Here is a 14,584-nt window from a genome sequence, read left to right on the forward strand (position 1 = left end):
CGTCGAGCCGACACTTGGATGCGTCGACAGCGCTCGCCGCAGCCTGATCAGATGTGATAAATGTCGATGACTTGGCGGACGTAATCGTTTTTCAGCACGACTTTCTTCGCCTTGATAAGCGGCTGGTCGCCGCGCAGGTCGAGGGTGTAGAAACTGCTGCCGAAAAAGCTGTCCGTTACCTGGTAGCGAAAGCTCAGGGTGTGCCAGTTAAAACGCACCAGGCACTGGCCTTCGGTCTGCTCGACAATTTCAATATTGCTCAGGTTGTGAGAGGTACGCGTGTCCGGAGTGGACGCACTGGAGCGCTCGGTCTTGATGCGAAACACACGATCTTCCAGACCGCCACGGTTGCCGTACCAGATCAGCGATATTTCACTTTGCGGATCTTCGGTCAGCGTGTCATTGTCGTCCCAGGCCGGCATCCAGAACGTGGCATCAACGGCGTACAGCTCCAGCCATTGATCCCATTGGGCATCGTCCAGGTAGCGAGCTTCGCGATAGAGAAAGTCACGCACAACGTCATAAGTACTCATTGCACGGCCTCCACCGGAATCAATGGCTGCTCGGCGGATGCGGCCTTGAGCATGGTTTCTTGCCAATATTTGTGTTGCAGGACAAACAGGCCCTCGTCTTCAGTGCGCTTGCCGGAGAGCAGCGGCTTGAGGCCGATTTCCTGTGCGGCAGTGTCTGCGCCCTCGACCCAATGTTCTGCACCACGGGACATGTCGTTCCATCCACGCCCAGCACCGTAGCCAGTTTGGCAGGAGCGGAACTCTTCCAAATCATCCGGCGTGGCCATACCGCTGACGTTGAAGAAGTCTTCGTATTGGCGTATGCGCTTGGCGCGCGCCTCGGCGCTTTCGCCTTTGGGGGCGATGCAGTAAATGGTGATTTCAGTCTTATCGACCGAGATGGGCCGAGCGATGCGAATCTGCGAACTGAACTGGTCCATCAAATACACGTTCGGGTACAGACAGAGGTTGCGGGAGTTTTCGATCATCCAATCGGCCCGGGCCTGTCCGAAGTCACGTGCCAACTCATCACGACGCTCGTATGCAGGTCGATCCTCGGGGTTGGCCCAACGCGTCCAGAGCAACAAATGGCCGTGGTCAAAGGAGTAGAAACCACCGCCGTTTTTTGCCCAGCTACCGGCACTCATGGTTTTGATTTCTTCGCCCGACTCACGTTGCTTGCGCTGGTTCTGCGTGGCTGCGTAGTTCCAGTGCACAGAGCTCACGTGGTAGCCGTCGGCGCCGTTTTCGGCGGTCAGCTTCCAGTTGCCTTCGTAGATATAGGAACTGGATCCGCGCAGCACCTCCAACCCTTCCGGCGATTGGTCCACGATCATGTCGATGATTTTCGATGATTCGCCCAGATGCTCCGCCAAAGGTTTTACGTCGGCATTGAGGCTGCCAAACAGGAAGCCACGATAGGACTCGAAACGAGCAACTTTTGTGAGGTCATGGGAACCCTCGCAATTGAAGCTTTCGGGGTATCCGGCCTCGCTCGGATCCTTGACCTTGAGCAGTTTGCCGCTGTTGTTGAACGTCCAGCCGTGAAATGGGCAGGTGTAGCTGGAACGATTGCCGGACTTGTGTCGGCAGAGCATGGCGCCGCGGTGGCTACAGGCGTTGAGAAAGGCATTGAGCACACCGTCCTTGTTGCGCGCGATGAAAATCGGCTGGCGCCCCATGGTGGTGGTCAAGAAGTCGTTGTTGTTGGGAAGCTGGCTTTCGTGGGCAAGGTAAATCCAGTTGCCTTCGAAGATGTGCGTCATCTCCAGTTCGAACAGACGTGGATCGGTGAACATCTCCCGTTTGCAACGGTAGATGCCCTTCTCCTTGTCTTCTTCAAGCAGGGCATTCAGGTAATCGTTTCCCAGGGACATGGCCAGGGCCTCCATTGTTATTGTTCAGGCCCGGTCAGATTAGGCAGACAATTCAGGAGGAAATATCCGATTTCCGCAGATCGCTATCCATTTTGCGCAGCCGTCACGCAGGATCGATCAGCGGCACCGGCGCGCCAGGATGGCGCGTTCAGACGCGTGATTTGAGGGTTTGCGAAGGAAGCTCGCCGAACTGCGAACGGTAAAGCTCAGAGAAGCGGCCCAAGTGAAGAAAGCCGTAGTCCAGCGCCACTTCAGTCAGGCTACGGACCGGGCAACTCGGGTCGCTCAGGCAAGCTTGAATGCGTTCCAATTTGCGCTGGCGAATGTACTGCAAGGGTGTGATACCCAAGTGGCGCTCGAACAGCACGTACAAGGACCTGGTGCTCATACTGACCTGTTGTGCCAAGTGCTCGGCGTTCAAGTCCTGTTTCAGATTTCGGTCTATGTAATCGAGAATGCGATCGAAGCTGGCCGATTGTGATCCTGCGCCTTCGCGGCTGACGTTGGTCGTCATGAGCGACAGCAGCTTGCTGCCAATTATCTGGGCGTAATGCTCTTGTACCCGCATGATCGGAGTACTGGCCTCGGACTCCTGGCAAATCATCGCCAGTAAGCCAAGAAACCCTTCCAACTCATCCAGCTGATAGTGGTTACGCAGAAAACGTATGCCCGTCGCGGGCCGCAACCATCGCAGCTCATCACATATCGATTCAAGCAACTGAACGGGCAACTTAACAATGAATTTCTCGCAGTCCTGGGAGTACGTCAGGTCGACAGGATCGTCTGGATTGATCAGCAGCAATTCGCCCGGGAGCAGGTAGTGTTCATGCTTATAGCCTCGCCACAAACAATTGCCGCTAAGCAACACCTGAAGGTGGTAGACGCTTTCCAGCGCAGGCGACGTGACACGCACGCTTCCGCCGTAGCTGATGCGGCACAGATCGAGACCGGCGAATTTTCGATGGTTCAGGCTGGCCTGGGGGTGGGTGGTTCGAGAGAGACCGATGCGATGGGATCCAACGTGCAAGTTCACGTAGTCGGACACCGCGTAAGGATCCGCATCCCGAAAAATGCTACTGCGCTCACTGAGCAGATGGCTATCCATCGCACCGGCACTCGAAGTTGCAATTATTAGAGTCATTACGCCCACCCGAAGTGAAACCTGCGCCTGGCGTGATGTAAATGTCTCCAGGCTTGACGGCGCGTCGGCAATCACACGCCCCCTTTGGACTGACGATCAAGCATCCCGCAATCCGAGTGTACACGCACTTGATCATCAGACTTTGAACTGTGCCATCAACTGCTGCTGATGATTGGCCAGATGGTTCAAGGACTGACTGATCTGAGCGGATCTCTTAGATTGATCAGACAGCGACTCGGTAACATCGCGAATCGATGCCACATTTCGATTCACCTCCTCCGCAACCGCACTCTGCTCCTCGGCTGCGCTGGCGATCTGCAGGTTCATGTCATTGATGATCGAAACTGCGCCGCTTATACGCTGCAGTGCCGTCACAGCTTGCATAACCTGCCCTGCACTCCCCTGGGCCTGATGGTGACTATTGTTCATCGCGTTGACCACCTCACTCGTACCGCGCTGCAACGTCTCGATCACCAGACGGACCTCTTCGACTGAGTCCTGGGTTCGCTTTGCCAACCCTCTCACTTCGTCGGCCACAACCGCGAATCCACGACCAGCATCACCCGCCCGCGCGGCCTCGATGGCCGCGTTCAGCGCCAACAGATTGGTTTGCTCGGCGATCGCTCGTATGACATCCAGCACCGAACCAATCTTGCCGCTGCTGGCTGCCAAGCCTTCGACCTCTCTTACCGCAAGACTCATGTCTTTGGCCAAGCCATCAATCAAATGCGTAGTTTGTTGTATCACCGCCAGGCCATCCGAGGTCGCCTGCTCCGCACCACGAGCCGCTTGCGCAGCCTGGGCCGCGCTATTGGCCACATCATGGGCCGTTGCACTCATTTCCTGCGACGCTGTGGCCACCTGTTCGATTTCCCTGAACTGGTGCTCCATCCCTGTACTGGTTTGCTCGGACAGTGTCGCTGACTGATCAGCAGTTGTGCGGGCGTCATGTACCGACGCCTTGACGTCTCGGATTATCGGGTGGAGTTTGTCTAGGAAGCGATTAAACCAACCTGCTAACTGACCCAGTTCATCGTTGCCTTGATAATCCAAACGTTTGGTGAGATCACCCTCACCGCTGGCGATATCCCGAAGCATGTTGGCCACGCTGAGGATTGGCATGCTGACGCCGCGAGCAGTCAACCACAGCACAATCAGACCTAACAGCGCCACGCCTCCCGCAAGCCCTGTTTCCCATAGCGCACCGGACAGGCTTCGCTCATCAAGTTCCTGATGCAGCGCAAGCGCCGGTTCCAGCAAGATTGCTCGCGGAACCTCTAAAACCAATCCCCAAGGTTTCCCCTCAGGGATCACCTTCAGCGGCTCCAAAATGCGCAGGCTCGTAAGCGTATCCAAGGACTGAGACTTACCTGCGCTCAACAGCGCCAGTAGGTCAGCACCATCCTTCTGAACGCTTTCGAGTGTACGACCGAGTGAACCTGGATTATGGCTATCGCCCGCAACCAACCCAGCGGAACTGACGATTCGCAATGTCCCCCTACCCTCATAAAGTTGCAGGCTGCCATCCAGACTTAGCTGCTGCAATCGACTCAAGCTGATATCCGCGCCGATGACCGCAATGACTTTGCCGTTTTCGATCAATGGAAAAGCAAGAGTTGTCATCAGTAAAGGCTGGCCAGACGTGTCGTCAAAATAAGGATTGAGCACGCAAGGCCTGAGGGTTTGCTGTGGGCAGCTATACCAGGTGTTGAACGGAGTACCGTCCAACATAGGGGTGGTATCGGCGATGATTTTCTCAGGCACTGCCATGTAACTGTCTGTCGGATCCTTTTGACTCCAGTAAGAGGCAAATCGACCTTTTTCATTACTGCCCACGGTAGATTCATCCGAAAAGCGCCCATCCTGGCCGTCCAGTGCATCAGGCGCAAATACCACGTACAAACTCAATAGCGAAGGATTGGCTTTAAGGCCGTCGTGTACCAGTTGATTTAGGTCCTTGCGCAGCTCCCGGGGATCAGCTCCATGCTTGGTTGCTTGCTCTCGAAGTTGTTGGACTTGTCGAGTGAACTGGTTACCGTAATTATAGATGTCCGAAAAAAAGCGCTGAGTGGTCTCAACCTGCTGCTTTCCGCTAGCCTCCATGCGTGCACGGGCTGCCGCCTCAAGCATCTGTGAGTTGGCTGATTTGACCAATGCCAGACTGGTGTCCATGCGATACAGGGACGTACCCACCAACAATACGACGGTACACAGCAGGCAAAATCCCGCCAATAGTGTGATTTTCCACTTGATGGAGACACGCGCAAAACGCATAGATACCTCCCCGTACCCGGGATATTTTTTAGTGGAGCCAAATCAATGACTCAACATGACTGATTGATGTACCTGCGCGATCACATCCCTTCAGCCAGTTCTTCTTTCAGGCCCGAAGTAATCGCAACACTCGCCCATCAGGGAAAGCGCCTCTTGGATTTCCAGAGCACGTCCTTCTCGCAAAAGGATGTTGGCTAAATGCCCCGCTACCCTCGCTGCGCCCAGACTGGCACCCGCCATGCCCTCCCCGGCCTGTTCAGGTGAGTTACTCCAGGCGCCAAACAAACGAGGCCCCAAGCGCGAGAGTTGGTCCCACGTACAACGCGCATCTCCGGTACCGCCTATCACGCTCTCGTAATCTGCCGGATAACACGTGCTACCTCGGGCCGGCCTGGCCGCAACAATCAACACTTTCTCAGCACCGGCGTTATAGACAGCCTCACGCAAAGGCGCACGATCAGCAGCAAGCCCCAGGCTCATGCAGACAATGTCCACTCGATGAGAAGCTGGCTGCGAGACGAACCAGTCGAGCGCCATGGAAACCTGAGTGGCGGTTGTCACCGGCCGCTCCTGAAACACTTGCGCATGGGTAATGATTGCTTGAGGGCAGCTATTACGAATAATCTTCGCAACGATCGTTCCGTGCCCCAGGCGGTCCGGTGCGCACGCCTCGACCCGCCCATCGGGAAGAAAGGCCAGAGAACCTTCGATGTCCATCGAAAGTCCTCCGCTGTCAATCACACCTATACGGACGGCCATTACTGAACCGTGAACAATCGCAGGGCTGAGTTGTTCGACATGTTGGGGTTACCGGGCAGCTTCAGCTCCCCGACCTTCTCCAAACTGGCACCGTCATAAATAAGCAAATCACCACCCGCGCCACCAATCCACACGTATCTGTTATCGGAGCTGACGACGACGGAATAAAACGTATGGGGGAGGCTTACTTGCTTGAGGGGTTTGCCACCCTGTTCCAAGTCGAAAGACTGGAGCACGTTATAAACCGCATAGGCGCGCTTTTGGTCCGGGCTAGCCGCCATGGAGAAATAAATGGTCTGGGTGGGTTCAATATCGTTCATGTGCAACTTGCCCTTCTTCAGATCAAGGGTAAGCAGCCCCGTTTGGAATGTTTCAGGGGACGCGGGGTCTTTATTGCGCAACTTGACGTAGTATGGGGCGACCATGAGCTGAGAGTTGTCGTACTGATACCAGACGTTAAGCATATCGGGGGGGAAATGATCCTTTTGCGACCATTTCTGGATAGGCAACTCCTCCAATTGCTTTCCCGATTCGGCATCAAATACATACATATCCTTGCCCAACGCATAAATCTTCTTCCCGTCAGTCGAGTACATCAGCATCGTCACTTGACGAGGGGCAGGAGCTGTTGATTTCAACGTCAACGTTTCCGCGTCGTATAACGCAATGCGCGTGGGTTGGACTTTGAATTCGTTGCGCAGGTGTTTTACCGGATTCTGATACACCGCGAGCGTTTTGCCGTCGGGCGAAAGATTCATGCCCCACGTCGCCCAGACACGCTCGTCGGCTTTGCTCATGTCCAATCGGAGCAGGTTTTTTCCGGTTTCCATGTCCATCTTTATGACGCTTTGGCTTCCATTCGCCAAGACGTATACATATTTGGCATCAGGGCTTACTGCGGAAACAATTGGCGTAGCACCGCTGTTTTCAACGACAAATTCTTTGAGGATCTTGCGGTTGTCCATGTCCACAACGAACACTTTGTCAGGGTGCGCGACCACCGACAAAAAATCTTTAGCCACGGCAGGCGTTACGCCGCTCATTGCAGCGATTACCGACAGCACGGCGAAGCAGGATGACTTTATCATTATTATTAGCCCTTGGATTCGGGGAATACGGAGTTCAGGTTGCGCCAATCTTGAGTGGGGTCCGCAGTGTCTTTGCCCCACGTCGGATAAGTAGACATCGTGTCTGGAACTTGGGCAGGCCACCAGCAAGGATCAGAACAGGCGTACAAGTCTGCTTCCATCGGCTGACAAAGGTTGGAAACGCCACCGAACCCATCGATTTCCCATCCTGGATCAAAAGAAGTCGAACAGCCTACCAAGGCGTTCATTGCTACAACTTCTTCTTCACGACCTTCGGCGTGAGCTTCAACAAAGGCCTTGGCCTTGGCATTGGCGGGAGTCAAATGTTTCATACTTTGGCGCTCCGTGGTTCGATATGATTACGGAAGAAGCTAGGATTATTTTTCATTATTCGCACGTAAGATTCGATTCCGAAATCCACCCAATCGCGCAGCAAGTCACAGTAATGATAAACAGGAGCAAACGGATCACCTTGTTTCGCATAAGACTCGTGATAACACCCACCCGCACAAATAGAGCGAATACGGCAGGTTTTGCAACCGAAACTACTGCGATCTTGGGCGCCTTCTATGAACGCCGCCAACTTAGGCACATCGATACCGCGACCAACGTTGCCATAGGTCGGTTGATCAGACCCAACGAAACGATGACACAGGTGCAGGTCGCCATCCTTATCAACGGCCAGCAATCCCAGACCGGCACCACAAGGCACGACTTTTTTGGTGCCCTGTGCAATATCTGTCAGCAATTGGTGCATGTTGGAAAATCCGATATTTTCGCCACGGCAAGCCGCATCGACATAACGGCGTCCCAGGGTCTTCATATCACTGAACACTTGCTTCAGCGCATCGTTATCCAGATTGAATGATGCAATCGGACCCGACGTCGCTGGGCCAAACCCAACTTCAGCAAATCCCAGTTCGTTCTTCAGGTGATGATGGATACCCAACACATCGGTAACGCCGCGGGTCAGTGTCACACGGACGCCGACCGCCCTCGCGGTATAGCGCGACAGCAGCATCCGCACCTTATGCGCCACCACGTCATAGGTTCCGTTGCCACCTACCGTAATGCGATTGGCATCATGCATGGCTTTCGGACCGTCCATTGATACCGTCAGGCCAAAGCGATGCTCGTTGAGCCAATCCACCATGGGCTCTGTTAACAGCGTGCCGTTGGTGGTCAACGAAAAATCAATCTTCTTGCCCTCTTGCGCCGCTCGGGCTTCGGCGTAAGGCACCATCTCGCGAATGAGTGGGTAGTTGGAAAGCGGCTCACCACCAAAAAACACAAGATTGACCTGGTCCCGATTCTTTGCCTGTTTGAGCAACATCTCAAACGAGGCCTTGGCGGTTTCAAAGCTCATCTTGACGCCCTTCGAGGGGGTCGTGAGGTCTTCCTTGTAGCAGTAAGTACAGGAAAGATTGCAGCCTGTATTCACGTTAAGAACAATGGTCGAAAGCGGTATCTCATCAACCTTGGCGATCACGCGAGGCGCTTCGACAATACCTGGCTCGCGCAGGATATCCAGGTCGATAAAACTGCTGATGCACTCTGCCAGACTGTCCGGGGAATGTCGGGCGCCTAGCTCGGTGCGCATGACCTCGCTGTCGACACTATCGAAGCGATTGAACAGGTCGTATACATCGCGACCAACCCCATCAAGCTCGAAAAGGCTGCTGCTGGGGACATGCATCATCATGGCATGACCGTCCACATCTATTTGATGCGCGTTATGCCGAATAAGGGTAAGCGCTGTCATGAGAGCCTCAACGAATAGGAGTGTCGACGAAACGCTGGACGGTGACATAGAGATGCGCCTCGCCCTGGAGAGTTTTGCCGTTGTCATCAACGGTGGCGATCACCTTGAGATTGCCAAGGTTGTTGGTAGACATCGGCCGTTCAGGATTTAAACCCGCGTCCGCTGGCGTGAAACGGCCGTTCTGTTCAATGGAACCTGAGTACTTGGTGTCCTGCATCTTCGCAGCCCCTTCGTCCCAGTTGTCCACCGCCCACGAGGCGTCAAACGTCCCCACACGGATGTCGTCAGCGGTTCCCAGTTTTCGGTCGGCTCCTTTGAGCAAGCCGATTGCCTCAAACTGCGCGGGAACCTTTGCGATGGGCCCACCATTGCCGCCCACCCGAGCGATAGTTTGTTCAGGCTCAACGCGTACACCGTCAAGCTTGGAAAAAACCACCAGAGGCGCACTTGCCTTGCCCACGCTGACCTTCACTGCCCCCCAAGGCTTTTCCGAGGAAAGCTTCATCACAACTTTGGTATCGCTCTGAGAAACAACGGTCCCGGTAACGCCTTTCGGTAGAACCGGCTTACCCGACAGCCCCACCCCGACGAGCGTGATCTCACTTTCTGTCCCGGTTCTGAGGTATGTCGGACTGACAGCGAGAATCCGAGGCGAGGCATCGACAGGTGAAGCTATGAAGCGTCCGCCAATGACCTCATTGGATTTTTCGAACCATCGACCTGTCAGTGATCCGTCTGCATTCAGAGCAAACACTTGCCGGATTTCCTGCTTGCCGTCGCTTAACGTCGCGCGCCACTCACCCTCGCCCAGCAACACTCCCCGGCCTTGATACGTCGCAGAGCCTGCTTTGTTATCGAGGGTCATTGAAACATCGTAGCCCTCCTCCCCGGCCTTCAATGACAACGTACCCGAATAGTCGCCGCTTCCTGGTTGATGACCGGTCACGACCCAACGCTCGCTCAATTTGGCATTGGTTGCTTTGGGTGCCTGACCCAGTGGGTAGTTTTTCGCCAGGAATGGCAGGACTTCGCCATTAACATAGGTCCACCAATCCCGGTCACGCGCCATGGCTTGAAGCTCCAGCGTCGGGAATTGCCCCAAATGGAAGTTGAGCAACTTCTCCCAGTCAGCAGGGGTTCGACGTTGCAAGGCGACCCGCGCATAGGAGTGACATCTGGAGCAGGTCTCGGTCATCATTTGGTTAGGCGCCACGTCTGTTGCGACGGGCTCCTTTTCCAAGACGTAGCGACGCCCCTCGGTTTCCTTCACGCTCAGCCCGCGTGTCTGGGCCAGGTATCTCACGACCGCAGTGCGGTCATCCTGGCTCAGCGGAACATGATGGTTGCGCATCATCCGCACGACCGTCATATCCCAGGCCTCGGGGGTTTTACGCACGGCGTCTATACGCTCGAAACTACCATCGGCAGCAATGTGACAACCGGCGCACATGGTATTTAAAACCTGTTCCCCTGTTTGTTGTGCTGCCGCAAACGGGGCGATAGCGAGCGCCAACACCGTACTACATGAGATGAACGCAAGGCGACGGAGTGGTTTCATCGATCAGAATTCCTTTGGCTCTTCACAGGGGACAAAGCCCATGCTGGCGATTTTTTTATAATATTGTCTTTAGTTTTTGTTTTATCGCACTCCAAAACCCGGGGTGGCCTCAGAGTGTCTTTTCATTCATATACATATTCCGTGCCATCTCACACAACACGCTGATTTATATAGATAAAAATGAAAAAATCATGACAAGAAACAAGAGGAGTGATCTATTTCTGAACACAGTGTTCAACGCCTCTCAGGGTGCGATACACACCTAAGTCGCGATGTATAACGTCTGTTCAATTGGCGGCTTGAGGCGCAAAAATGATCAGAGATGGGTTAGAGCGTGTATCCGCGCCGTTCGGAGACAAACATTGATGAATGCAATCAAATAACTATCACGCCAAGAGGGGGGCCAGTGATAACCCCCTCAATCTGAAAGGCATAACAAGCTATTCCATTTTTAGCTTACGATAGATAGTGCCGCGAGCAACGCCGAGCTGCTGCGCAGTCGCTTTCACGTTGCCGCCATTGGCATCCAGCGCGTCTTGAATCTTCTTCCTTTCAAATTCCTTTAACGATTTCTCATCACGCTTCTCGTCAGGCTGCTCCAAGCCTGGAAAGTGTTCCGGCAGGATCACGAGCCCTGCGCCAGCCAACGCCACAGCCAGCCGGATCACTTGCTCCAGTTGCCTGATATTTCCGCGCCACTCCTGATTCTTCAGCAGCTCCAACGCTGCGGGATGAATCGCGCCTCCCTGATAGCGCTGGGTCAATTTGGTGATGATATCTTCCATATCCTGCCGCTGACGGAGCGCCGGAATCCGAACCTGCATGCCATTGAGGCGATAAAAAAGATCCTCTCTGAAACGATGCTCCTCAATAAGCTTGTGGATATCGCAATGGGTCGCGCTAATAACTCTTACATCGACTGGATGTCGTTCTGAGCTGCCGAGACGGGTTACTTCCCTCTCCTGCAGTACCCGAAGCAGCCGGGTCTGAAGATTGAACGGCATATCGCCAATCTCATCGAGCAACAAAGTCCCGCCATGCGCTTCTTCGATACGACCTTTCGCACCGCCTCGACGTGCCCCTGTAAACGTTCCTTCAACGTAGCCGAACAGCTCGGACTCAATCAGATTCTCGGGTATGGCAGAACAGTTAATGGCTATGAACGGAGCACCAGGATTCAACGAGTCGTGAAGCGCCCTGGCGAACACCTCTTTTCCTGTACCCGTTTCGCCCTGCAGGATGACGGGAATGCTCGCTGCAAAGGCTTTCGAGGCCATGTTGAATTGCTGATTGAGCGCAGGATCGTGTCCAACCCCAGGGGATGTATGGCGCAAACGAGCAGCAGGCTGAGCGCCGCCAGGCAACGATAATGACTGGGCATAAACCGAAGACCCGTCGTTGAGCGCTATCAGACTGGGTGAGTTCACAACTATGGACTGTGGCCCACGCTCAAAAAAACTATCCCAATCCAATGAAGACTCGACTGGCGCAGAAGCATCGATGCCCAATATCTTCTTTGCGACTTTATTGGCGGCACAGAACCTTCCATTCTGATCGAAAGCGACCAATCCCTGGAAAGGTGTTCCTATCAATCTCGCGTCAAACTGAAGTGCTACGATCTGGCAATCCACCAACCCCGAATACAACCTGCTTTCGATGGCCATGGACGCGATCTTTAGCTGCTCCAGAACAGCAGTCGCATTGCGCTGGCCGATACCGGTTATGTCGATTGCACCCACCAGCTCCCCACGCACACCGAAAACGGGTACGGATACGCAGAAAAAATTTTCAAATTCTTTCAAGTAGTGCATACCGCCGCAGACGATAAACGGCTGCTGCTCATGGAGTGTGCAACTGGGCGCCGTGGTTCCGATATCCACTTCATTGACGCGCTTTCCCACTTTCAGTGAGTCCACAGTGTCGGGCTGGGACGCGTGCTTGGCATAAACGATCACGCCTTCGAGGTTGACACAAAACAGGGCCCAGTCTTGCCCTCCGAATATTCCCCACAGCCTGTCGAGCTCAGGTTGAGCGCATGCAGCCAAACGCGAATCCGAACTACTCAATTCATGGGCGCGCCAACGTCCAGACAGTCGCTTATCCCAAGGTGAGAGCCCTGCTTTCCTGGACCGCTCCCAAGAACTGGCTACTGCAGGAGGCAGCAGATCCGCCGGCAAGGAGTGTCCATCCAGAAAGCGACGCCGAACCTCATCAAGGCCGTGCATGTCTCTTATATTCATTTGCTGACCACTCATTACCTTTCTACATTCTTGTATGTTTTTATCATTAATAATGACCAGCCGCATATAATTACATAGCATAAAAAAGCGCCCGTTCAGAACGGGCGTTTTTTCTTCAAGATCTTGCAGTTATGTTCGATCCAGTGCCTTACAGGGCATAAGGCGTGGCCTCATCCTTGATGGTCAACCATTGCCATTGAGTGAACTCTTCCCAGTTCGCCGCCCCTCCCACGCTCGTGCCATTTCCAGATGCGCCCCAGCCGCCGAATGGATTCACCACTTCGTCATTGACTGTCTGGTCATTGATATGAAGCATTCCGGTCCGAAGCTTGTCACCGACCTTCATCGCACGGCCAATGTTCGAACTGATGATGCCGGCAGCCAAGCCGTATTCCGTGTCGTTAGCGAGTCGTATTGCTTCCTCGTCAGAGTCAAAGGGCACGACAACGGCGACGGGTCCAAAAATCTCTTCACGGAACGCGGGATTGTCCGGTTTGACATCGCTGAGCACCGTCGGCTGGAAGAAAAGCTCTTCGTAACGCCCACCCACTTCGAGTTTTGCACCGGCCTGCTGAGCCTCGCGGACAATCTTGGCCACTTGATCGCGCTGGTGTGCATTGATAAGCGGCCCGAGCGAGACCTTTGTCGTAGCGGGATCACCCACCGAGAGCTTGCCCACTTTGGCAGTCAGTGCTTTGAGGAAGGCCGGATACAGGCTGCGCTGAACGAGAATGCGCCCAGTAGCCATGCAGATTTGCCCCTGGTGCAAAAACGTTCCCCAGATGGCGTTGGCAACTGCCAAGTCGAGATTCGCATCGTCCAGAATTATCAACGAATTCTTCCCGCCTAATTCCAGCGACACCTTCTTCAGGTTGCGGCCAGCCGCTTCGCCGACTTTGCGACCTGCGGCGGTCGATCCGGTAAATTGGATCATTGCCACGTCTGGCGATTCAACCAACGCTGCGCCCGCATCGCCCGCACCCGGCAAGACGTGGAGAACGCCCTTCGGCAGCCCAGCAAGCTCAAATAAGCGCCCAATGACCAGCCCGCCACTAACGGCGGTTCGGGGATCGGGCTTCAGCACGACACTGTTACCGACGGCCAAAGCAGGCGCGACCGAGCGCATAGCAAGGTAAAGCGGAAAATTGAAAGGTGAGATGACCCCTACAACCCCTATTGGACGACGCCTGGCTAGGCTGAGGCGACCGGATCCCGGAGCATTGGGCAGAACGTCACCCTGGCTTTTCCCAGGCATCATGGCGCTTTCCTGCAACGCTTTTATCGTTACACGGGTTTCAAACGCCGCTTTTAACTGGGTCGAACCGCTTTCTCTAACCAACCACTCGACGATATCGCCAAAATGCAGTTCTGCGATTTCTGCCGCTTTACGCATGATTGCGGCACGTTCTTCATAATCAGTGAGGAACCAATCCGCTTGTACTTCATTAGCCACGCGAGCCGCCGCTGAAACCGACGCCGCGTCAGCCATGCCGATGCAACCCAACGATGCCCCCGTTGCAGGCTCTATGACCTGACTGACGTTAGGAGAAACATTTATCCAAGTACCGTCGAAAACACAGTGACTCCAGAGCTCCTCTGGCAGAAATTTTAAAGTTTGATTCATGACGTTACCTATGTAAATTATTTTTAGGGCAGTGCTATGTCTGGAACTCCTTCGGTTACAGCACAAGGCGTGCCAATGCCATTTCAGGAACACACACGAAACTTTCTGTTTAATGTTTGCACACCGACAAAAAAATGTGTTCCACAATTGAACACCGGTCGACCGCACAGACATATTGTTCGGCGACGACATAGTCATCGATGATTAGCAAAGTTATAGAATGAGCAACTTTCCGCTGATCGTAAACACT

Annotated in this window: 10 protein-coding genes; all 10 read right to left on the bottom strand. The window is 54.2% G+C overall.

All coding sequences use genetic code 11. From position 1 onward, the window contains the following. Positions 1–47: 47 nt before the first annotated feature. Positions 48–533, bottom strand: coding sequence for a benzene 1,2-dioxygenase (locus tag VM99_24275; GenBank protein AKK01026.1), 486 nt, complete (start codon positions 531–533; stop codon positions 48–50). After that, the gene (locus VM99_24280) at positions 530–1,888 is read right to left on the bottom strand and encodes a benzene 1,2-dioxygenase (protein ID AKK01856.1); all 1,359 of its coding nucleotides are present in this window, start codon (positions 1,886–1,888) and stop codon (positions 530–532) included. Before VM99_24280 ends, VM99_24275 begins: the two co-directional genes overlap by 4 nt. A 148-nt stretch (positions 1,889–2,036) precedes the next feature. Continuing rightward, positions 2,037–2,993 carry an AraC family transcriptional regulator gene (locus VM99_24285; protein ID AKK01027.1) on the bottom strand — a complete coding sequence of 319 codons (957 nt, stop codon included), beginning with the start codon at positions 2,991–2,993 and terminating at the stop codon, positions 2,037–2,039. Between the two features lie 171 nt (positions 2,994–3,164). Next, positions 3,165–5,303 (bottom strand): chemotaxis protein, encoded by a 2,139-nt coding sequence (locus tag VM99_24290; protein AKK01028.1) that lies wholly within the window; start codon positions 5,301–5,303, stop codon positions 3,165–3,167. A 90-nt stretch (positions 5,304–5,393) separates the two neighbouring features. Continuing rightward, complete coding sequence (locus VM99_24295) at positions 5,394–6,062, bottom strand: subtilisin (protein AKK01029.1); 669 nt, start codon at positions 6,060–6,062, stop codon at positions 5,394–5,396. Then, a complete protein-coding gene (locus tag VM99_24300) occupies positions 6,062–7,150 on the bottom strand; it encodes a hypothetical protein (protein ID AKK01030.1) in 1,089 nt (362 codons plus the stop codon). The genes VM99_24295 and VM99_24300 overlap by 1 nt, the downstream gene beginning before the upstream one ends. 328 nt (positions 7,151–7,478) lie before the next feature. After that, positions 7,479–8,912 (bottom strand): quinohemoprotein amine dehydrogenase, encoded by a 1,434-nt coding sequence (locus tag VM99_24305; GenBank protein ID AKK01031.1) that lies wholly within the window; start codon positions 8,910–8,912, stop codon positions 7,479–7,481. Between the two features lie 7 nt (positions 8,913–8,919). Next, complete coding sequence (locus tag VM99_24310) at positions 8,920–10,470, bottom strand: quinohemoprotein amine dehydrogenase (GenBank protein AKK01032.1); 1,551 nt, start codon at positions 10,468–10,470, stop codon at positions 8,920–8,922. A gap of 440 nt (positions 10,471–10,910) precedes the next feature. Beyond that, the gene (locus VM99_24315; GenBank protein ID AKK01033.1) at positions 10,911–12,710 is read right to left on the bottom strand and encodes a hypothetical protein; all 1,800 of its coding nucleotides are present in this window, start codon (positions 12,708–12,710) and stop codon (positions 10,911–10,913) included. Positions 12,711–12,858: 148 nt separating this feature from the next. Next, the gene (locus VM99_24320) at positions 12,859–14,334 is read right to left on the bottom strand and encodes a benzaldehyde dehydrogenase (protein ID AKK01034.1); all 1,476 of its coding nucleotides are present in this window, start codon (positions 14,332–14,334) and stop codon (positions 12,859–12,861) included. Positions 14,335–14,584: the final 250 nt, after the last annotated feature.

The organism is Pseudomonas chlororaphis (assembly GCA_001023535.1).
Classification (GTDB): domain Bacteria; phylum Pseudomonadota; class Gammaproteobacteria; order Pseudomonadales; family Pseudomonadaceae; genus Aquipseudomonas; species Aquipseudomonas chlororaphis_E.

Excerpts from the sequence above, each read along its gene's own strand:
- VM99_24275 (AKK01026.1), bottom strand. The coding sequence starts at position 533 with ATGAGTACTTATGACGTTGTGCGTGACTTTCTCTATCGCGAAGCTCGC.
- VM99_24280 (AKK01856.1), bottom strand. The coding sequence starts at position 1,888 with ATGTCCCTGGGAAACGATTACCTGAATGCCCTGCTTGAAGAAGACAAG.
- VM99_24285 (AKK01027.1), bottom strand. The coding sequence starts at position 2,993 with ATGGATAGCCATCTGCTCAGTGAGCGCAGTAGCATTTTTCGGGATGCG.
- VM99_24290 (AKK01028.1), bottom strand. The coding sequence starts at position 5,303 with ATGCGTTTTGCGCGTGTCTCCATCAAGTGGAAAATCACACTATTGGCG.
- VM99_24295 (AKK01029.1), bottom strand. The coding sequence starts at position 6,062 with ATGGCCGTCCGTATAGGTGTGATTGACAGCGGAGGACTTTCGATGGAC.
- VM99_24300 (AKK01030.1), bottom strand. The coding sequence starts at position 7,150 with ATGATAAAGTCATCCTGCTTCGCCGTGCTGTCGGTAATCGCTGCAATG.
- VM99_24305 (AKK01031.1), bottom strand. The coding sequence starts at position 8,912 with ATGACAGCGCTTACCCTTATTCGGCATAACGCGCATCAAATAGATGTG.
- VM99_24310 (AKK01032.1), bottom strand. The coding sequence starts at position 10,470 with ATGAAACCACTCCGTCGCCTTGCGTTCATCTCATGTAGTACGGTGTTG.
- VM99_24315 (AKK01033.1), bottom strand. The coding sequence starts at position 12,710 with ATGAATATAAGAGACATGCACGGCCTTGATGAGGTTCGGCGTCGCTTT.
- VM99_24320 (AKK01034.1), bottom strand. The coding sequence starts at position 14,334 with ATGAATCAAACTTTAAAATTTCTGCCAGAGGAGCTCTGGAGTCACTGT.